The sequence below is a fragment of the Bradyrhizobium sp. NAS80.1 genome (genome assembly GCF_001908205.1).
In the GTDB taxonomy this organism is placed as follows: Bacteria; Pseudomonadota; Alphaproteobacteria; order Rhizobiales; family Xanthobacteraceae; genus Bradyrhizobium.
This window is the reverse complement of sequence record NZ_LGHL01000020.1, coordinates 38,279-55,172: the sequence shown is the minus strand read 5'-3', so window position 1 is coordinate 55,172 and position 16,894 is coordinate 38,279. Positions and strand designations below refer to the sequence as shown.

The following is a 16,894-nucleotide window of genomic DNA, read 5'->3' as shown; positions in this document are numbered from 1 at the left end:
CGGACATGGTTCGTTCAGTCTGGAAAGGCCCGTTCGTCGAGGGTTCTCTGCTCAAGAAGGCAGATGCCGCGCGCGCGTCCGGCCGTCACGACGTCATCAAGATCTGGAGCCGTCGCTCGACGATCCTGCCGCAGTTCGTCGGCCTGACCTTCGGCGTCTACAACGGTCAGAAGCACGTGCCGGTGGCCGTCAACGAGGAAATGGTAGGTCACAAGTTCGGCGAGTTCTCGCCGACCCGGACCTTCCATGGCCACTCCGGCGACAAGAAAGCCAAGAAGGCTTGAGGATTAAACGATGAGCAAACCTAAGCGCGAACGGAGCCTCGCCGACAATGAGGCCAAGGCGGTCGCCCGGATGCTGCGGGTGAGCCCGCAGAAGCTCAACCTGGTCGCCCAGCTCATTCGCGGCCGGAAGGCGGCTGCTGCGCTCGCCGACCTGCAGTTTTCGCGCAAGCGGATCGCGGTTGACGTGAAGAAGTGCCTGGAATCGGCTATCGCCAATGCCGAGAACAACCACGACCTCGACGTCGATGATCTCGTCGTGGCGCAGGCCTTCGTCGGCAACGGCCTCGTGATGAAGCGTTTTGCCGCCCGCGGCCGCGGTCGCTCGGGTCGTGTTTACAAACCATTTTCGCAGCTGACGATCATCGTTCGTCAGGTCGAAGCCGAAGCAGCGGCTTAAGGGACGCAGGAGAAAACGATGGGTCAAAAGATCAATCCGATCGGTCTGCGTCTCGGCATCAACCGGACCTGGGATTCCCGCTGGTTCGCCGGCAAGCAGGAATACGGCAAGCTGCTGCACGAGGACGTCAAGATCCGCGAGATCCTGCACAAGGAGCTCAAGCAGGCGGCCGTCGCCCGCATCGTGATCGAGCGTCCGCACAAGAAGTGCCGCGTCACCATCCACTCGGCTCGTCCGGGCGTGGTGATCGGCAAGAAGGGCGCCGACATCGACAAGCTGCGCAAGAAGGTTGCTGACATCACCTCGTCCGACGTCGTCATCAACATCGTCGAGATCCGCAAGCCGGAGCTCGATGCGACACTGGTGGCCGAGTCGATCGCGCAGCAGCTCGAGCGCCGCGTGGCGTTCCGCCGTGCCATGAAGCGCGCCGTGCAGTCGGCGATGCGTCTCGGCGCGGAAGGCATCCGCATCAACTGCTCGGGTCGTCTGGGCGGTGCGGAAATCGCGCGCATGGAGTGGTACCGCGAAGGTCGCGTGCCGCTGCACACGCTGCGCGCCGATATCGACTACGGCGTCGCGACCGCGTTCACGACCTTCGGCACCTGCGGCGTCAAGGTCTGGATCTTCAAGGGTGAGATCCTCGAGCACGATCCGATGGCCCAGGACAAGAGAATGGCCGAAGGCGAGGGCAGTGGTAGCGGTGGTGGCGGCCGGCAGCGCCGCGACGCGGCTGCAGCCTGAGCCAGCACAGGAATTTGAGGGCTTAAAGCCATGATGCAACCTAAGAAAACGAAGTTCCGGAAGGCGCATAAGGGCCGCATCCACGGCGTTGCGTCCTCGGGCGCGACGTTGGCGTTCGGCCAGTTCGGCCTGAAGGCGACCGAGCCTGAGCGCGTCACCGCGCGCCAGATCGAAGCCGCTCGCCGCGCGCTGACCCGCCACATGAAGCGCGCCGGCCGCGTCTGGATCCGCGTGTTCCCGGACGTTCCGGTGTCGAAGAAGCCGGCCGAAGTCCGCATGGGCTCCGGCAAGGGTTCGCCGGAACTGTGGGTCGCGCGCGTCAAGCCGGGCCGGGTGCTGTTCGAGATCGACGGCGTCAACACCCAGACGGCGCGCGAGGCGCTGACCTTGGCGGCCGCCAAGCTGCCGATCAAGACGCGCTTCGTCGAGCGCATTGCGGAGTAATGGCCATGGCCCAGATGAAGATCGAAGACATCCGCGCGATGAGCCCCGACCAGCAGGATGATGCCATCCTGAACCTGAAGAAGGAGCGCTTCAACCTGCGCTTCCAGCGCGCCACCGGGCAGCTCGAGAACACCTCGCGCCTGCGCGAGGCTCGCCGTGACATCGCCCGGATCAAGACCGTCGCCGCGCAGACGCGCGCGAAGAAGAAGTAAGAGGCTTACGAAGATGCCGAAACGTACTTTGCAGGGCGTGGTCGTCAGCGACAAGCAAGCCAAGACCATCGTGGTGCGCGTCGATCGCCGCTTCACGCACCCGATCTACAAGAAGACGATCCGCCGTTCGAAGAACTATCACGCGCACGACGAGAGCAACGAGTTCAAGCCGGGCGACATGGTGTGGATCGAGGAATCGAAGCCGATTTCGAAGTTGAAGCGCTGGATCGTGGTCCGGGGCGAACACAAGAAAAGCGCCTGATCTGTTGGCTTTAGCCGACTGACTTCAGGGAAATGTTGAGCGCCGGCTGGGCTGGCGCAAATAGAAAGAGGACGAGGTGCATCAATGATTCAGATGCAGACCAACCTCGACGTGGCCGACAATTCTGGCGCACGCCGTGTCATGTGTATCAAGGTGCTCGGGGGCTCCAAGCGCCGCTACGCCACGATCGGCGACGTCATTGTCGTCTCGATCAAGGAAGCGATTCCGCGTGGCAAGGTGAAGAAGGGCGACGTGATGAAGGCCGTCGTGGTGCGCGTCCGCAAGGACATCCGCCGCGCCGACGGTTCGGTCATCCGCTTCGACCGCAACGCCGCCGTTCTGATCAACAACCAGGCCGAGCCGGTCGGCACCCGTATCTTCGGGCCCGTGCCGCGCGAGCTGCGCGCCAAGAACCACATGAAGATCATTTCGCTCGCGCCGGAGGTGCTGTGATGGCTGCGAAGATCCGCAAGGGCGACAAGGTCGTCGTGCTGACCGGTCGCGACAAGGGTCGTACCGGCGAGGTGTTCGAGGTGCGCCCGGACGCCGGCACCGCGCTCGTGCGCGGCATCAACATGGTCAAGCGTCACCAGAAGCAGACGCAGGCCCAGGAGGGCGGCATCATCTCGAAAGAGGCGCCGATCCAACTGTCCAACATCGCGTATGTCGGCAAGGACGGAAAGCCGACCCGCGTCGGATTCAAGATTCTGGCGGACGGCAAGAAGGTTCGCATCGCCAAGAGCTCGGGAGCTGAGATCGATGGCTGAGACCGCTTACACGCCGCGCCTGCGCGCGGAATACGACGCGAAGATCCGCACGGCGCTGACCGAGAAGTTCGGTTATGAGAACGTCATGCAGGTTCCGCGCCTGGACAAGGTCGTCCTGAACATGGGCGTTGGCGATTCCGTCAACGACCGCAAGAAGGCCGAGACCGCCGCCGCCGAGCTGACCCAGATCGCCGGCCAGAAGGCGATCGTGACCTACTCGCGTTTCGCGATCGCGACGTTCAAGCTGCGTGAGAACCAGCCGATCGGCTGCAAGGTCACGCTGCGCAAGGCCCGCATGTACGAGTTCATCGACCGCCTGGTGACGGTTGCGCTGCCGCGCGTCCGCGACTTCCGCGGCCTGAACCCGAAGAGCTTCGACGGCCGCGGCAACTACTCGCTCGGCATCAAGGAACACATCATTTTCCCCGAGATCGACTTCGACAAGGTCACGGAAGCCCGCGGTATGGACATCACCGTCTGCACCACGGCCAAGACCGACGAAGAGGCGAGGGCCTTGTTGACCGCTTTCAATTTCCCGTTCCGGCAGTGAGACGCTGACCTAAAGCCTCTCAAACGCGGATACCCAGGAGCCAAGCATGGCAAAGAAGAGTTCAGTCGAGAAGAACAACCGGCGCAAGCGGATGGTGAAGAACGCCGCCGCGAAGCGTGAGCGGTTGAAGGCGATCATCGCCGACAAGAAGCTGCCGATGGAAGAGCGTTTCGCTGCGACGTTGAAGCTGGCGGAAATGCCGCGCAACTCGTCGGCGACCCGCATCCGCCTGCGTTGCGAGCTGTCGGGCCGCCCGCGCTCGAACTACCGCAAGAACAAGCTGTCCCGTATCGCGCTGCGCGAACTTGGCTCCAAGGGCATGGTCCCGGGCCTCGTGAAGTCCAGCTGGTAAGGAGGGTCGTTTAGATGTCTACGCACGATCCAATCAGCGATCTGATCACCCGCATCCGCAACGCCCAGATGCGCTCCAAGACCAAGGTGTCCACGCCTGGTTCGAAGATGCGCGAGAACGTGCTCGAGGTCCTCAAGACCGAGGGCTACATCCGCGGCTACGCCACGCTCGAGCATTCCTCGGGCCGCAGCGAGATCGAGATCGAGCTGAAGTATTTCGACGGCGAGCCCGTCATCCGCGAGATCGAACGTGTCTCCAAGCCCGGGCGTCGCGTTTACGCCTCGGTGAAGAACCTGCCGCGGGTCAATAACGGGCTCGGCATTTCGGTGTTGTCGACGCCGAAGGGGATCATGGCCGACCACAGCGCGCGCGACGCGAATGTGGGCGGTGAAGTCCTCTTCACGGTGTTCTGAGAAGGATTTTTGATCCATGTCACGTGTTGGCAAAAGGCCTGTGGCGGTGCCGTCGGGTGTTACCGCGACCGTCGATGGGCAGACCGTCAAGATGAAGGGGCCGAAGGGCCAGCTTCAGTTCGTCGTCCATGACGAAGTCGAGGTGAAGCTCGAGAACGGCCAGGTGAAGGTCAAGCCGCGGGCTGAGACCAACCGCGCGCGGGCGCTGTACGGCACCGCTCGCGCCCAGGTCGCGAATCTGGTCGAAGGCGTCACCAAGGGCTTCGAGAAGAAGCTCGAAATCACCGGCGTCGGTTACCGCGCCGCGATGCAGGGCAAGAACCTGCAGCTCGCGCTCGGCTACAGCCACGACGTGGTCTATCCGATCCCGGAGGGGATCACGATCACAGTGCCGAAGCCGACCGAGATCACGGTGACCGGCAGCGACATCCAGCGCGTCGGTCAGGTCGCCGCCGAGATCCGCGCCTATCGTCCGCCGGAGCCCTACAAGGGCAAGGGCGTGAAGTATGTTGGCGAATTCATCTTCCGCAAGGAAGGCAAGAAGAAGTAACGGAGCCGGTCATGTCGAAAGCCAAGGTTACGAATGCCCGGCGCAAGCGGAGTGTGCGGCTGAAGCTGCGCCGCTCCGGTGGCGGCCGTCCGCGCCTGTCGGTGTTCCGCTCGTCCAAGCACATCTACGCCCAGGTCATCGACGACCTGAAGGGCGAGACGCTGGCCTCTGCCTCGTCGCTCGAGAAAGCGATGCGCGACGGCGGCAAGACCGGCGCCGACATCGATGCGGCGAAGGCGGTCGGCAAGCTGCTGGCCGAGCGCGCCGCCGAGAAGGGCGTCAAGGAAGTCGTGTTCGATCGCGGCAGCTATCTCTATCACGGGCGCGTCAAGGCTCTTGCCGACGCTGCGCGTGAGAGCGGGCTGAGCTTCTAACAGAATTTGAGGATTGAGGCGTAAGCCTCTGAAGGATTGGAAAAACCATGGCAGCTGAACGCGAACAACGTGGTGGACGCGATCAACGCGGCGGCGGACGTGAACGCAGGGAGCGCGAGGAGCGCGACAGCGAGTTCGTCGACAAGCTCGTCCACATCAATCGCGTGGCCAAGGTCGTCAAGGGCGGCAAGCGCTTCGGTTTCGCAGCGCTGGTCGTGATCGGCGACCAGAAGGGCCGCGCCGGCTTCGGTCACGGCAAGGCGCGCGAAGTGCCTGAGGCGATCCGCAAGGCAACCGAGTCCGCCAAGCGCAACCTGACCCGCGTGTCGCTGCGGGAGGGCCGCACGCTTCATCACGACATCGCCGGCCGTCATGGCGCGGGCCGTGTCTACCTGCGTGCAGCTCCAGCCGGTACCGGCATCATCGCCGGTGGCCCGATGCGCGCCGTGTTCGAGACGCTCGGCGTTCAGGACGTGGTGGCGAAGTCGATCGGCTCGTCGAACCCGTACAACATGGTTCGCGCGACTTTCGACGCGCTGAAGCATCAGGATTCGCCGCGTTCGGTCGCAGCCCGCCGCAACATCAAGGTGTCCACTCTGCAGTCCCGCCGTATCGGCGGCGATGCCGAGGCGGCTGCCGACTAACGGAAGCTTTGGAGTAGACTCCCATGGCCAAGGCCAGCAAGACGATCAAGCTCGAGCAGACCGGCAGCGCGATCCGCCGCCATCACTCGCAGCGCTCGACGCTGATCGGGCTCAAGCTCAACAAGATCGGTCGCACCAGTGAACTGCCGGACACCCCGGCGGTCCGTGGCATGATCGAGAAGGTTCACCATCTCGTCCGTATCGTCGACGAGAAGTAAGCAAAGGCGCTTGATCCCGAAAAGCGGGCACCGGTTTTCGGTGATGATCATGCGCAAGACACAAGGAGAAGGGCGATGAAGCTCAGCGATATCGCCGACAACGCCGGCTCGCGCAAAAAGCGTATGCGCGTCGGCCGCGGCATCGGTTCGGGCAAGGGCAAGCAGTCCGGCCGCGGCGGCAAGGGCCAGACCGCGCGTTCGGGCGTGCGCATCAAGGGTTTCGAGGGCGGCCAGATGCCGATGCATCGCCGTCTGCCCAAGCGCGGCTTCAACAACATCTTCCGCGTGGAGTTCGCCGAGATCAATCTCGACCGGCTCCAGGAAGCGGTCGATGCCAAGAAGATCGACGCCGGCAGCGTCGTGAACGTCGAAGCGCTGGTGAAGGGCGGCGTGCTGCGGCGCGCCAAGGCCGGCCTGCGGCTGCTTGGCCGCGGCGAGCTCAAGTCCAAGCTCAACATCGAAGTCCACGGCGCCACGAAGACCGCGATTGCAGCGGTCGAGAAGGCGGGCGGCTCGGTGAAGATCCTCGCCCCTGCCAAGGAAGAAGGCGAGGCGGCGTAACATCTGCGTCATTGGCCCGCGGCTCGCGGGCCTTTACGCATGCGGGACGTGGACTTATCGAAGCCGAGCCCCAGATAATGTCCGGCGTCCGCTAAAGTAGCCCGGCCGCGGGCATAACGGCGCGTAAGGCGGCGGGAGAAAGTCCAAGATGGTCTCTGCAGCGGAACAACTGGCAGCCAATCTCAATTTCGGCGCGTTTGCCAAGGCCGACGAACTGAAGAAGCGCATCTGGTTCACGCTGGGTGCGCTGCTCGTTTACCGGCTCGGAACCTACATTCCGCTGCCCGGTATCGATCCCAACATCTGGGAACAGGTGTTCCGCTCGCAGGCGGGCGGTATCCTCGGCATGTTCAACATGTTCGCCGGCGGCGGCATCCACCGCATGGCGATATTCGCGCTGAACATCATGCCGTACATCTCGGCCTCGATCATCATCCAGCTCCTGACCACCGTCTCGCCCCAGCTCGAGGCGCTGAAGAAGGAAGGCGAGGCCGGCCGCAAGACCCTGAACCAGTACACGCGCTACCTGACGGTCATCCTGGCAGCATTCCAGTCCTACGGTATCGCGGTGGGCCTCGAAGGCGCCGGCAACGTCGTCAGCGAGCCCGGCATGTTCTTCCGCCTGTCCACGGCGATCACGCTGACCGGCGGCACCATGTTCCTGATGTGGCTGGGCGAACAGATCACCTCGCGCGGCATCGGCAACGGGATCTCGCTCATCATTCTCTCCGGCATCGTCGCCGAGCTGCCCGCGGCGCTCGCCAACATGCTCGAGCTCGGCCGTCAAGGCGCGATGTCGACCGGCCTGATCCTTGTCGTCATCATCATGGCGATCGCCGTGATCGCCTTCATCGTGTTCATGGAGCGCGCTCAGCGCCGGCTGCTGATCCAGTATCCGAAGCGCCAGGTCGGCAACAAGATGTTCGAGGGCCAGTCCTCGCATCTGCCGCTCAAGCTCAACACCTCGGGCGTGATCCCGCCGATCTTCGCGTCATCGTTGCTCCTGCTGCCGACGACGGTTGCGAACTTCAACGCGGGCAGTGGGCCGGAATGGTTCCAGTGGATCACCACGCAGCTCGGTCACGGCCGTCCGCTGTTCCTGATCCTCTATCTCGCGCTGATCGTGTTCTTCGCGTTCTTCTACACCGCGATCGTGTTCAACCCGACCGAGACCGCGGACAATCTGAAGAAGCACGGCGGCTTCATCCCGGGCATCCGTCCCGGCGAGCGCACCGCGGAATATATCGACTACGTGCTGTCGCGCATCACTGTGCTCGGCGCGATCTATCTGGCGATCGTCTGCTTGATCCCGGAGATCCTGATCTCCTACGCCTCGGTGCCATTCTATTTCGGCGGCACCTCGCTGCTGATCGTCGTCAGCGTCACCATGGACACGGTGGCGCAGGTGCAGGGCTATCTGCTAGCCCATCAGTACGAAGGCCTGATCCGGAAGTCGAAGCTGCGGGGCCGCCGCCGCTAAGCGCGGCGCCCTCTTATGTCGGCGCGAATGCGCCGCCGATTCGCCGCGCGAGCAACGCGCGGCGCCCGCCGAGGCCATCACCCAGGCATTCGATCGCATCGGCAGAGCTGCTCTCACTGCAGCGAAACACTGATTTCAAAGGCCTTGTTGGCGTCCGCCCATTCGCTCCCCTATGATATGGGTAGCGGTGCGGCGCCGATTATGGTTTGCACTGTTCTCGAACTTCAAACACAGGTGCGCGACGTATCGCTCACCAATCCGGGGGGCGTACGCCGATGAGAATTATACTTCTGGGGCCGCCGGGGTCGGGCAAGGGGACCCAGGCGCAACTTCTGGTGCAGCGCTATGGCATCGTCCAGCTCTCGACCGGCGAGATGTTGCGCGCAGCCGTTGCGGCGGGAACGCCGGTCGGACTCAAGGCCAAGGAGATCATGGCCGGCGGCGGCCTCGTGCCCGACGAGATCGTGGTCGGAATCATCTCCGACCGAATCGACCAGCCGGACGCCAGGAACGGCTTCATCCTGGACGGTTTCCCGCGCACCGTTCCGCAGGCCGAGGCGCTCGACGAACTGCTCAGGCACAAGCACCTCAAGCTCGATGCGGTGATCGAGCTGCGCGTCAACGAAAGCGCGCTTCTGAGTCGCGTCGAGACTCGCGTCGCCCAGATGCGGGAGCGCGGGGAGGAGGTTCGGGTCGACGACACCCCGGAGGTCCTGACCAAGCGGCTTGCCAGCTACCGCAGCCAGACGGAGCCACTGATTCACTACTATTCCGAGCGGCGGAAGCTCTCGACCATCGACGGCATGATGGCTATCGACGAGGTCACCCGCGCCATCCATCGCCAGCTGCTGGCGCTCGGGGCGGTCGAACCCAAGACGCATGCCCGAAGCGCAGCCAAGGCTGCCCCCGCCAAAAAGGCCAAGGCCGCGAACAAAGCGGCCCAAAAGCCGGCGAAAACGGCCAAAAAGGCCGCCAAATCCGCGAAAAAGGCCCCCAAGAAGGCCGTTAAGGGCACCTACAAGGCAGCCAAGAAGACCGCCAAGAAGACGGTAAAGAAAGCGGCCAAAAAGACCGCCAAGAAGGTTGTCAAAAAGGGTGCCAAAAAGGCCGCAAAAAAGGTCACGAAAAAGCGAGCCAGGCGCTAGCAGCGGTTGACGGAAGCCCCCGGAATCCCTTAATAAGCCCCGCATCCAAGTCGGATAGTTTCAGACGATGCCGGGCCCCAGGAAGACCGGGGGTGGGCGTCGTGTTCGCGTTTGTGAACACCTGCCCGAGAAAGCAAGCACTTAAAGACCGATTCCTGACGAGGGATCGGCAACAGGAGAGAAGGCCGTGGCCCGTATTGCCGGCGTGAACATTCCCACCAACAAGCGCGTGCTGATCGCGCTCCAGTACATCCATGGCATCGGCGCGAAGAACGCCGGTGAGATCCTGGAGAAGGTGAAGATCCCCGAGGATCGTCGCGTCAATCAGCTCAGCGACGCCGAAGTGCTCCAGATCCGCGAAGTGATCGACCGCGACTATCTCGTCGAGGGCGACCTGCGTCGTGAGGTCGGCATCAACATCAAGCGTCTGATGGACCTCGGCTGCTATCGCGGCCTGCGTCATCGTCGCGGCCTGCCGGTGCGCGGTCAGCGTACCCACACCAATGCGCGTACGCGCAAGGGCCCGGCCAAGGCCATCGCCGGCAAGAAGAAGTAAGTTTTCGAATCCAATCGCGGCGTGTGGCGAAAGGGGATGACCCGTTCGCCACGCGCCTTTCGTTCCACAGGTGTAGCCGCTGGCGTTACGGCGGCGTTTGAGATCTCCAGGAAAGGTAGTCAATGGCCAAGGAAGCCACCCGCGTTCGTCGTCGTGAGCGCAAGAACATCGCCTCCGGCGTCGCGCATGTGAACTCGTCGTTCAACAACACGACCATCACCATCACCGACGCGCAGGGCAACACGATTGCCTGGTCCTCCGCCGGCACGATGGGCTTCAAGGGCTCGCGCAAGTCGACCCCGTACGCCGCGCAGGTTGCCGCCGAGGACGTGTCGAAGAAGGCGCAGGAGCACGGCATGCGCACGCTGGAAGTCGAAGTCGCCGGTCCCGGTTCAGGCCGCGAGTCGGCGCTGCGCGCACTCCAGGCCGCAGGCTTCACCGTCACCTCGATCCGCGACGTGACCACGATCCCGCACAACGGTTGCCGTCCCCGCAAGCGTCGGCGCGTTTGATACCAAGTTGCGGGCGCATTGACGCCCGCGATGACTTTTTGCGAAGCCGCGGGAATGATCTGCGGCCTTTCTCCAACGCCAGTATTTTGAACTGTCAAATTGACTGGCCTGTATGGGTGAAACAGTGACGATCCAGAAAAATTGGCAAGAACTGATTCGACCGAACAAGCTCCAGGTCACGCCCGGCAGCGATTCGACCCGTTTCGCGACCATCGTCGCCGAGCCGCTCGAGCGCGGCTTCGGCCAGACGCTCGGCAACGCGCTGCGCCGCATCCTGCTCTCCTCGCTCCAGGGCGCGGCGGTGCAGTCGGTGCACATCGACGGTGTGCTGCACGAGTTCTCCTCGATTGCTGGCGTCCGTGAAGACGTCACCGACATCGTGCTCAACATCAAGGACATCTCGATCAAGATGCAGGGCGAGGGCCCCAAGCGCATGGTCGTGAAGAAGCAGGGCCCGGGCGTTGTCACCGCCGGCGACATCCAGACCGTCGGCGACGTCACCGTGCTCAACCCGGACCTCCAGATCTGCACCCTCGACGAGGGCGCCGAGATCCGCATGGAGTTCACGGTCGCCACCGGCAAGGGCTATGTGCCCGCCGAGCGCAACCGTCCCGAGGACGCGCCGATCGGCCTGATCCCGGTCGACAGCCTGTACTCGCCGGTCCGCAAGGTCTCCTACAAGGTCGAGAACACCCGTGAGGGCCAGATCCTCGACTACGACAAGCTGACCATGACGATCGAGACCAACGGCGCGATCTCGCCGGATGACTCCGTGGCTTACGCCGCGCGTATCCTGCAGGATCAGCTCAACGTGTTCGTCAACTTCGAAGAGCCGCGCAAGGAAGTCGCCCAGGAGATCATCCCGGACCTCGCCTTCAACCCGGCCTTCCTCAAGAAGGTGGACGAGCTCGAGCTGTCGGTGCGTTCGGCCAACTGCTTGAAGAACGACAACATCGTCTACATCGGCGACCTCGTGCAGAAGTCGGAAGCCGAAATGCTTCGCACCCCGAACTTCGGCCGCAAGTCGCTGAACGAGATCAAGGAAGTGCTGGCCCAGATGGGTCTGCACCTCGGCATGGAAGTGCCGGGCTGGCCGCCGGAGAACATCGACGAGCTCGCCAAGCGCTTCGAGGATCACTACTAAGTTTGGCGAATAGGGAGAGGCGAATAGCGAATAACAACTCGCTACTCGCCATTCGCTACTAGCTATCTGGGCGAACGCAGGCAGCCCACCTGAGCAACATGTCCGACGAACCGTCGCGGCAGTTTTAACGTAAGGACTAATCACATGCGTCACGGCAAGGTTCATCGGAAGCTCAACCGCACCGCCGAGCACCGCAAGGCGATGTTCGCCAACATGGCGGCCGCGCTGATCAAGCACGAGCAGATCGTCACCACGCTGCCGAAGGCCAAGGAGCTGCGCCCGATCGTCGAGAAGCTCGTTACGCTCGGCAAGAAGGGCGGTCTGTCGCTTCGCCGCCAGGCGATCGCGGAGCTGCGCGATGTCGACATGGTCAAGAAGCTCTTCGACACGCTGGCGACCCGCTACAAGGACCGCCAGGGCGGCTACACCCGCATCATCAAGGCCGGCTTCCGTTACGGCGACAACGCTGCGATGGCCGTAATCGAGTTCGTCGATCGCGACGTCGATGCCAAGGGCCAGGACTCCGGCCCGGTGCAGGAGAAGGAAGCCGACGCGGCTTAAGTTCTTCGCGATCTGGAAAAATCAAAAGCGGCGCCTGGTGCGCCGCTTTTTTATTTTTGGTCATGGGCATTGCATCCGCGCCTTCGAGCCCGGGATTTCTAGCGCCACGACGGGTTGCCATTGAACCTAAGGCGCGATGATTCATCCTAAGAGTCATAGCGCTTTGGACTAGTGGAGATGAGATTGAGAATATTCGTTAAGCCGCAATACTGGGCTCTATGTTTTTTTGCGGCGCTGTTGGCCTTCTGGCCACTTTCAACCGTGCGCGCCGACCAGCCGTTTCAACGCTTCGAGCCGCTTTTGATTGATCTGAACGGTTGGAAGGGCAAGAAGCCGGAAGGCATGTCGATGCAAATGTCCGACGCAAGCATGACCTCCGCAACGCGCGAGTACGAGCGCGGTTCGGGGCAGCTGCATGCTTCTGTCTTGGTCGGGCAGGCCGCCGTCGGAGCCTTGCCGCAGGTCGAGAGCGGGATGAACATTTCGACATCTGAAGGTCACGCGATCTCAACGACCATCAATGGCATGCCGGTGCTCAAGAGTTACAACATCGCGGACAAGTCCGGCATGCTCATCGTGGCGTTGAGCAAGAGCGCCGTGTTCAGTCTTGGCTATGAAAACATCTCTGAGGATGAAGCGCTGGCGCTCGCCGAGAAATTCGACTGGAAGGCGCTCCAGCAGATGGCCGCTCAAATAAAGTGACGGCGCAGGTGCGTTAAGCGGAAGCGGCGAGAGCTTTTCCGAGAATCTTGAAAGCGGCGCCTCGGGCGCCGCTTTCTGTTTGCCTCACTGATTGGTGAGCGGCGATTGCGACAGCCTGAGCTCCGCCCGATATCTCCATCAGCATCAATGGAGATAACGCATGAAGATCGACCTTTCCGGAAAGACTGCCCTCGTGACCGGCTCGACTGCCGGCATCGGCCACGCCATCGCCAAGGGTCTCGCAGGCTCGGGCGCGAGCGTGGTGATCAACGGCCGCGGTCAGGACAAGGTCGACGCGGCCGTGCGCAAGCTGGAAGGCGTGGGGGCTAAAGTGCGCGGCATCGCCGCTGACGTCTCGACCGAGGCGGGTTGCAAGGCGCTTGTATCGGCGCTGCCGGAGGTCGACATCCTCATCAACAATGCCGGCATCTTCGAGCCAAAGGATTTTTTCGAGATCCCGGACGAGGACTGGAGCCGCTTCTTCGAGGTCAACGTCATGAGCGGCGTGCGGCTGTCGCGCGCTTACCTGAAGGGTATGCTCAAGCGCAATTGGGGTCGCATCGTCTTCATCTCATCTGAATCCGGCCTCAACATTCCTGTCGAGATGATCCACTACGGCATGAGCAAGACGGCCCAGCTCTCGGTTGCGCGCGGCCTCGCGCAGCTCACCCGCGGCACCGGCGTTACCGTCAATTCCGTACTGCCGGGTCCGACCATGTCGGAGGGCGTTGAGACCTTCGTGAAGGATCTCGCCAGGCAGAATGGGCAATCGGTGGAGGAGGCCGCGGCCAATTTCGTCAAGCAGCATCGCCCGAGCTCGCTGATCCAGCGCTTCGCCAGCGTCGACGAGATCGCCAATATGGTGGTCTATGTTGCGTCGAAGGAAGCGTCCGCGACCAACGGCGCGGCGCTGCGGGCTGAGGGCGGCATCGTCAATACGATCGCTTGAGGTCCGCGCATGAGGCGCCCAAGCTACGGCAGACGGCGCTGGAGCGGCGGCTGATGTTCGTCGAGGGCGTGTTGGAAGCGTAGGGTGGGTTAGCCGAAGGCGTAACCCACCATTTCTGCGTCGAGGCTGAGAGCGAAAGGTGGGGTACGCTGCGCTAACCCACCCTACACACCTGCGTTGCGGCCGCTACCACCCCTCCAGCACGATCTTGCCGCGCGATTTCCCGCTCTCGAGCAGCGCGTGCGCGCGCTTGAGATTGGCTGCGTTGATCGTGCCAAAAGTCTGGTCGAGCGTTGTGCGCAAGACGCCCTTGTCGATGAGGTCGGCGACGTCATTGAGCAGATGATGCTGCGCGATCATGTCTGGCGTCTGGAACGAGGAGCGGGTGAACATCGATTCCCAGTGCACAGAGATCGCCTTGCCCTTGAATGCGGCAATCGCGAATTCCGGCGGATCGTCGATCAGGCCGAACCGGCCCTGCGGCGCCATGAACTCGGCGATCGACTTGTAGTGCTGGTCGGTGAAGGTCAGGCTCGCCACCAGCGCAACCGGCGGCAGCTTCAGTTTCTCGATCTGCTCCTTCATCGGCTTGGCGTGGTCGATGACCGCGTGCGCGCCAAGATCGAGGCACCATTTCCGCGACTCCGGCCGCGTCGCGGTCGTGAGTACCGTGAGCCCGGTAAGGCGGCGCGCGAGCTGGATCAGGATTGAGCCGACGCCGCCCGCGCCGCCCGTGATCAGCAGCGTGCGCGGATCAACGCTCTTTCCGGGCACTGCGCCGAGACGATCGAACAGCAACTCCCAGGCGGTGATGGAGGTGAGGGGAAGGGCAGCAGCCTGCGCGAACGAGAGCGACTTCGGCTTGTTGCCGACGATGCGCTCGTCGACCAGATGGAATTCTGAGTTGGTGCCCTGGCGCAGGATGGAGCCCGCGTAAAACACCTCATCGCCCGGTTTGAACAGCGTGACCTCGGGGCCGACGGCATCGACCACGCCGGCCGCATCATAGCCCAGAATCTTCACCTCGCCCTCGGGCGGGGCGGCGCGCTTGCGCACCTTGTAATCGACCGGATTGGCCGAGATCGCCTTTACGGCGACGCGGATGTCGCGCCCCCTGGGCTCGGACTTCGCGGTCTCGAAATCGATCAGCGCGTCCTGATCCTCGATCGGAAGCGATTTCTTGTAGCCGACGGCCTTCATGGCTTGTCTCCATCAGATGGCGCTTTAGCTCAGGCTGGGCGCCTTGGCTTGCTAACTGTCCCGCTGGCTCCGCTTTGGCAAGTACTGTAAATTCGGGGACATAGTCCCTGTCTGGATACTAGTGCCGAAGCGCGCGGCCTGAAAGAAGGAAGCCGGGAGCGGTCGTGCCGCTCCCGGCTTTTGCGTCTCGGCGACGGAATGCGCGACTTCAGATCAGAAAGCGACCTGGGTCCGCATCGCTATCGCGTCGAACTTCGAGCCCGCATTCACCGCAGAGGTGGGGCTCGCCTGCTTGGAGATGTCGCCATGCAGGTAGTTCAGCATGAAACGGACGTTGTTGTTGACGTACCAGTTCAGCGCGGCGGTGTAGATGGTTTGCCGTCCACCCGCGATGCCGGCTGCCGTCGCGAGCTGATCGTTCAGGTTCATCATGCTCACGCGTCCGGCGATTTCCCATGCACCCCAGCCGCCGCCGGTGAGTGAGAACGGATTCGCCGGCTTGATGCCGCCATAAGCGGCCACCGCCGGATTGTAGGCACGTGTCTCGCCGGTCAGCGCGTAGCCGACCTGCGCGTAGCCGCCATCGAATTTCAGGTTCGGCGCACCGAACGGCGGCAGGCCGGTATTCGCAGTGCGCTCGACATTGAACCAGTAGTATTCGCCCTGCGCGATGAGCGGGCCATAGGTCCCCGCCGCTTCGACGCCGTAGACCTGTGCCCCGGAAACGTTGGCGATCGCACCGGTCGATATCAGGTTGGTCGGATCGATCCGCAGCTCAGGGCGGTCGCTGAGCGTGAGCGTCTGCGCCTGCGTCACCAGATTGCGCGGCGGCTGGATCAGCCACTCCGCATCGGCACCGAAATGCAGCGAGTAGCCGTTACCGTTGATCGGATTGCCGGCGATACGGACGGCCGCGCCAAATTGCTCGCTGGTGCCGGGCGGAGAAACGCTGGACGCAGAGTGGATCTGGCCCGTGGTCGGTCCGGTGACATAGGCACCCATCCAGAGTTGGTCATTCCACCAGCGGGTGCCGACGGCCGAACGGAAGTCACCGGCTGCGATATTTTGTGCGATGAGGCCAACCGAAGCACGCTCCATGAACAGGATGTCGTTGGAGCTTGTGGATTCGTCGAGCGTCCAGGCCAGGTCCATGATGCCGGCTTCGATCGCCATCTTGCCGCCGAATGGCTTGAGGCCGGTGTAGCTCAGATAGGCATTCTCGACGCCTGATGTCCCGCCGCCCGGCAGCGAGCCGGGCGCCGTGCCGCCGAAGCCGTCGGACGAGCCGCCGAAGTCATAGATCAGGGCGTAGTTCCAGTCGCCAAAGAACTTGCCGACGATGCCGATACGTGCACGGCGAAGGTTCTCGCCGCTGTCGAGCTGTTGCGGCACCGTCGATGCCGTGTTGGGACGATAATTGTAACCGCCGACATCCCAGTGTACGCGGCTCGTAATGGCGACGCAGTTCTGTTCGTCCGCGGTGCAGATGGTCGGCCGGTTGTTCGGCATCGTCACCACGACCCCGGACGCCGGTGCCGGGGCTTTGACCGGGATCGCCGCATTGGCGCTGGCGACCGCGGCCTTCGCCTCCGATCTCGCTTCGGCCTTTGCTTCGGCCTTGGCTTTCGCCGTTGCCGCCGTGTTCGCCGCGGTCTGACTTTGGAGCTTGTCGAGCTTCTGCTCCAACATCTTCAGCTGCTGCTTCAGGAGCGCGATCTCCTGTTCGCTGTTGCTTGCCGATTGGGCATGGGCCTGCGAGGCCGCCAGCGCGCCGGCGAGACCGATCGCCGTGGCTGCAATTCTTGTCCTGCTCACATCATGACTCCATCGTTTGACGAACTTCCCCAAGTCGCAACGGAGAGCCTAAGAATGATCG

Annotated in this window: 26 protein-coding genes; 24 read left to right on the top strand and 2 right to left on the bottom strand. The window is 62.9% G+C overall.

Going from position 1 to position 16,894, the window contains the following annotated elements; genetic code table 11:
- Positions 1-5: 5 nt before the first annotated feature.
- The 24 genes from rpsS to AC629_RS05455 all read left to right on the top strand — a co-directional run bounded on the left by rpsS (position 6) and on the right by AC629_RS05455 (position 13,818).
- Positions 6-284 (top strand): 30S ribosomal protein S19, encoded by a 279-nt coding sequence (gene rpsS, locus AC629_RS05570; protein ID WP_008136357.1) that lies wholly within the window; start codon positions 6-8, stop codon positions 282-284.
- 10 nt (positions 285-294) lie between these two features.
- Entirely contained in the window at positions 295-681 is a 387-nt protein-coding gene (gene rplV, locus AC629_RS05565; protein ID WP_028137020.1) for a 50S ribosomal protein L22, read from the top strand.
- An 18-nt stretch (positions 682-699) separates the two neighbouring features.
- Positions 700-1,422 carry a 30S ribosomal protein S3 gene (gene rpsC / locus AC629_RS05560; protein ID WP_084803760.1) on the top strand — a complete coding sequence of 241 codons (723 nt, stop codon included), beginning with the start codon at positions 700-702 and terminating at the stop codon, positions 1,420-1,422.
- A 30-nt stretch (positions 1,423-1,452) separates the two neighbouring features.
- The gene (gene rplP / locus AC629_RS05555; RefSeq protein WP_008136349.1) at positions 1,453-1,866 is read left to right on the top strand and encodes a 50S ribosomal protein L16; all 414 of its coding nucleotides are present in this window, start codon (positions 1,453-1,455) and stop codon (positions 1,864-1,866) included.
- Between the two features lie 5 nt (positions 1,867-1,871).
- Positions 1,872-2,078 (top strand): 50S ribosomal protein L29, encoded by a 207-nt coding sequence (gene rpmC, locus AC629_RS05550; protein WP_011088144.1) that lies wholly within the window; start codon positions 1,872-1,874, stop codon positions 2,076-2,078.
- 13 nt (positions 2,079-2,091) lie between these two features.
- A complete protein-coding gene (rpsQ, locus tag AC629_RS05545; RefSeq protein WP_084803759.1) occupies positions 2,092-2,340 on the top strand; it encodes a 30S ribosomal protein S17 in 249 nt (82 codons plus the stop codon).
- Positions 2,341-2,424: 84 nt separating this feature from the next.
- Positions 2,425-2,793: a 50S ribosomal protein L14 gene (gene rplN / locus AC629_RS05540; protein WP_084803758.1), complete on the top strand. Its 369-nt coding sequence runs from the start codon at positions 2,425-2,427 to the stop codon at positions 2,791-2,793.
- Positions 2,793-3,107, top strand: a complete 315-nt coding sequence (rplX, locus tag AC629_RS05535) for a 50S ribosomal protein L24 (RefSeq protein ID WP_011088142.1) — start codon at positions 2,793-2,795, stop codon at positions 3,105-3,107. The genes rplN and rplX overlap by 1 nt, the downstream gene beginning before the upstream one ends.
- On the top strand, positions 3,100-3,657 hold the full coding sequence (gene rplE / locus AC629_RS05530) for a 50S ribosomal protein L5 (RefSeq protein ID WP_084803757.1): 558 nt from the start codon (positions 3,100-3,102) through the stop codon (positions 3,655-3,657). Before rplX ends, rplE begins: the two co-directional genes overlap by 8 nt.
- A 46-nt stretch (positions 3,658-3,703) precedes the next feature.
- The gene (gene rpsN / locus AC629_RS05525; RefSeq protein WP_018322268.1) at positions 3,704-4,009 is read left to right on the top strand and encodes a 30S ribosomal protein S14; all 306 of its coding nucleotides are present in this window, start codon (positions 3,704-3,706) and stop codon (positions 4,007-4,009) included.
- Positions 4,010-4,023: 14 nt separating this feature from the next.
- On the top strand, positions 4,024-4,422 hold the full coding sequence (gene rpsH, locus AC629_RS05520; protein ID WP_027554158.1) for a 30S ribosomal protein S8: 399 nt from the start codon (positions 4,024-4,026) through the stop codon (positions 4,420-4,422).
- Positions 4,423-4,438: 16 nt separating this feature from the next.
- Positions 4,439-4,972, top strand: coding sequence for a 50S ribosomal protein L6 (gene rplF / locus AC629_RS05515; RefSeq protein WP_084803756.1), 534 nt, complete (start codon positions 4,439-4,441; stop codon positions 4,970-4,972).
- An 11-nt stretch (positions 4,973-4,983) separates the two neighbouring features.
- A complete protein-coding gene (rplR, locus tag AC629_RS05510; RefSeq protein WP_008549238.1) occupies positions 4,984-5,346 on the top strand; it encodes a 50S ribosomal protein L18 in 363 nt (120 codons plus the stop codon).
- Positions 5,347-5,393: 47 nt separating this feature from the next.
- The gene (rpsE, locus tag AC629_RS05505) at positions 5,394-5,990 is read left to right on the top strand and encodes a 30S ribosomal protein S5 (RefSeq protein ID WP_014494507.1); all 597 of its coding nucleotides are present in this window, start codon (positions 5,394-5,396) and stop codon (positions 5,988-5,990) included.
- A 23-nt stretch (positions 5,991-6,013) separates the two neighbouring features.
- Positions 6,014-6,208 carry a 50S ribosomal protein L30 gene (gene rpmD, locus AC629_RS05500; RefSeq protein WP_074116734.1) on the top strand — a complete coding sequence of 65 codons (195 nt, stop codon included), beginning with the start codon at positions 6,014-6,016 and terminating at the stop codon, positions 6,206-6,208.
- A 75-nt stretch (positions 6,209-6,283) separates the two neighbouring features.
- A complete protein-coding gene (gene rplO / locus AC629_RS05495; protein ID WP_018322273.1) occupies positions 6,284-6,769 on the top strand; it encodes a 50S ribosomal protein L15 in 486 nt (161 codons plus the stop codon).
- Between the two features lie 148 nt (positions 6,770-6,917).
- Positions 6,918-8,249 carry a preprotein translocase subunit SecY gene (gene secY / locus AC629_RS05490; RefSeq protein WP_084803755.1) on the top strand — a complete coding sequence of 444 codons (1,332 nt, stop codon included), beginning with the start codon at positions 6,918-6,920 and terminating at the stop codon, positions 8,247-8,249.
- Positions 8,250-8,524: 275 nt separating this feature from the next.
- Complete coding sequence (locus AC629_RS05485; RefSeq protein WP_084803754.1) at positions 8,525-9,394, top strand: adenylate kinase; 870 nt, start codon at positions 8,525-8,527, stop codon at positions 9,392-9,394.
- A gap of 187 nt (positions 9,395-9,581) precedes the next feature.
- Positions 9,582-9,950, top strand: coding sequence for a 30S ribosomal protein S13 (gene rpsM / locus AC629_RS05480; RefSeq protein ID WP_084803753.1), 369 nt, complete (start codon positions 9,582-9,584; stop codon positions 9,948-9,950).
- 122 nt (positions 9,951-10,072) lie between these two features.
- Positions 10,073-10,462 (top strand): 30S ribosomal protein S11, encoded by a 390-nt coding sequence (gene rpsK / locus AC629_RS05475; RefSeq protein WP_012045029.1) that lies wholly within the window; start codon positions 10,073-10,075, stop codon positions 10,460-10,462.
- A gap of 112 nt (positions 10,463-10,574) precedes the next feature.
- Entirely contained in the window at positions 10,575-11,606 is a 1,032-nt protein-coding gene (locus tag AC629_RS05470) for a DNA-directed RNA polymerase subunit alpha (protein ID WP_084803752.1), read from the top strand.
- 144 nt (positions 11,607-11,750) lie between these two features.
- The gene (gene rplQ, locus AC629_RS05465) at positions 11,751-12,167 is read left to right on the top strand and encodes a 50S ribosomal protein L17 (RefSeq protein WP_084803751.1); all 417 of its coding nucleotides are present in this window, start codon (positions 11,751-11,753) and stop codon (positions 12,165-12,167) included.
- 177 nt (positions 12,168-12,344) lie between these two features.
- Positions 12,345-12,869: a hypothetical protein gene (locus AC629_RS05460; RefSeq protein ID WP_245331723.1), complete on the top strand. Its 525-nt coding sequence runs from the start codon at positions 12,345-12,347 to the stop codon at positions 12,867-12,869.
- 160 nt (positions 12,870-13,029) lie between these two features.
- The gene (locus tag AC629_RS05455; protein WP_084803749.1) at positions 13,030-13,818 is read left to right on the top strand and encodes an SDR family NAD(P)-dependent oxidoreductase; all 789 of its coding nucleotides are present in this window, start codon (positions 13,030-13,032) and stop codon (positions 13,816-13,818) included.
- Between the two features lie 186 nt (positions 13,819-14,004).
- Here AC629_RS05455 and AC629_RS05450 read toward each other — a convergent pair whose 3' ends face one another.
- Complete coding sequence (locus AC629_RS05450) at positions 14,005-15,018, bottom strand: zinc-binding alcohol dehydrogenase family protein (RefSeq protein ID WP_084803748.1); 1,014 nt, start codon at positions 15,016-15,018, stop codon at positions 14,005-14,007.
- Between the two features lie 213 nt (positions 15,019-15,231).
- Positions 15,232-16,833 (bottom strand): OprO/OprP family phosphate-selective porin, encoded by a 1,602-nt coding sequence (locus AC629_RS05445; RefSeq protein ID WP_084803747.1) that lies wholly within the window; start codon positions 16,831-16,833, stop codon positions 15,232-15,234.
- Between the last annotated feature and the right edge of the window lie 61 nt (positions 16,834-16,894).

Excerpts from the sequence above, each read along its gene's own strand:
- rpsS (WP_008136357.1), top strand. The coding sequence starts at position 6 with ATGGTTCGTTCAGTCTGGAAAGGCCCGTTCGTCGAGGGTTCTCTGCTC.
- rplV (WP_028137020.1), top strand. The coding sequence starts at position 295 with ATGAGCAAACCTAAGCGCGAACGGAGCCTCGCCGACAATGAGGCCAAG.
- rpsC (WP_084803760.1), top strand. The coding sequence starts at position 700 with ATGGGTCAAAAGATCAATCCGATCGGTCTGCGTCTCGGCATCAACCGG.
- rplP (WP_008136349.1), top strand. The coding sequence starts at position 1,453 with ATGATGCAACCTAAGAAAACGAAGTTCCGGAAGGCGCATAAGGGCCGC.
- rpmC (WP_011088144.1), top strand. The coding sequence starts at position 1,872 with ATGGCCCAGATGAAGATCGAAGACATCCGCGCGATGAGCCCCGACCAG.
- rpsQ (WP_084803759.1), top strand. The coding sequence starts at position 2,092 with ATGCCGAAACGTACTTTGCAGGGCGTGGTCGTCAGCGACAAGCAAGCC.
- rplN (WP_084803758.1), top strand. The coding sequence starts at position 2,425 with ATGATTCAGATGCAGACCAACCTCGACGTGGCCGACAATTCTGGCGCA.
- rplX (WP_011088142.1), top strand. The coding sequence starts at position 2,793 with ATGGCTGCGAAGATCCGCAAGGGCGACAAGGTCGTCGTGCTGACCGGT.
- rplE (WP_084803757.1), top strand. The coding sequence starts at position 3,100 with ATGGCTGAGACCGCTTACACGCCGCGCCTGCGCGCGGAATACGACGCG.
- rpsN (WP_018322268.1), top strand. The coding sequence starts at position 3,704 with ATGGCAAAGAAGAGTTCAGTCGAGAAGAACAACCGGCGCAAGCGGATG.
- rpsH (WP_027554158.1), top strand. The coding sequence starts at position 4,024 with ATGTCTACGCACGATCCAATCAGCGATCTGATCACCCGCATCCGCAAC.
- rplF (WP_084803756.1), top strand. The coding sequence starts at position 4,439 with ATGTCACGTGTTGGCAAAAGGCCTGTGGCGGTGCCGTCGGGTGTTACC.
- rplR (WP_008549238.1), top strand. The coding sequence starts at position 4,984 with ATGTCGAAAGCCAAGGTTACGAATGCCCGGCGCAAGCGGAGTGTGCGG.
- rpsE (WP_014494507.1), top strand. The coding sequence starts at position 5,394 with ATGGCAGCTGAACGCGAACAACGTGGTGGACGCGATCAACGCGGCGGC.
- rpmD (WP_074116734.1), top strand. The coding sequence starts at position 6,014 with ATGGCCAAGGCCAGCAAGACGATCAAGCTCGAGCAGACCGGCAGCGCG.
- rplO (WP_018322273.1), top strand. The coding sequence starts at position 6,284 with ATGAAGCTCAGCGATATCGCCGACAACGCCGGCTCGCGCAAAAAGCGT.
- secY (WP_084803755.1), top strand. The coding sequence starts at position 6,918 with ATGGTCTCTGCAGCGGAACAACTGGCAGCCAATCTCAATTTCGGCGCG.
- AC629_RS05485 (WP_084803754.1), top strand. The coding sequence starts at position 8,525 with ATGAGAATTATACTTCTGGGGCCGCCGGGGTCGGGCAAGGGGACCCAG.
- rpsK (WP_012045029.1), top strand. The coding sequence starts at position 10,073 with ATGGCCAAGGAAGCCACCCGCGTTCGTCGTCGTGAGCGCAAGAACATC.
- AC629_RS05470 (WP_084803752.1), top strand. The coding sequence starts at position 10,575 with ATGGGTGAAACAGTGACGATCCAGAAAAATTGGCAAGAACTGATTCGA.
- rplQ (WP_084803751.1), top strand. The coding sequence starts at position 11,751 with ATGCGTCACGGCAAGGTTCATCGGAAGCTCAACCGCACCGCCGAGCAC.
- AC629_RS05460 (WP_245331723.1), top strand. The coding sequence starts at position 12,345 with ATGAGATTGAGAATATTCGTTAAGCCGCAATACTGGGCTCTATGTTTT.
- AC629_RS05455 (WP_084803749.1), top strand. The coding sequence starts at position 13,030 with ATGAAGATCGACCTTTCCGGAAAGACTGCCCTCGTGACCGGCTCGACT.
- AC629_RS05450 (WP_084803748.1), bottom strand. The coding sequence starts at position 15,018 with ATGAAGGCCGTCGGCTACAAGAAATCGCTTCCGATCGAGGATCAGGAC.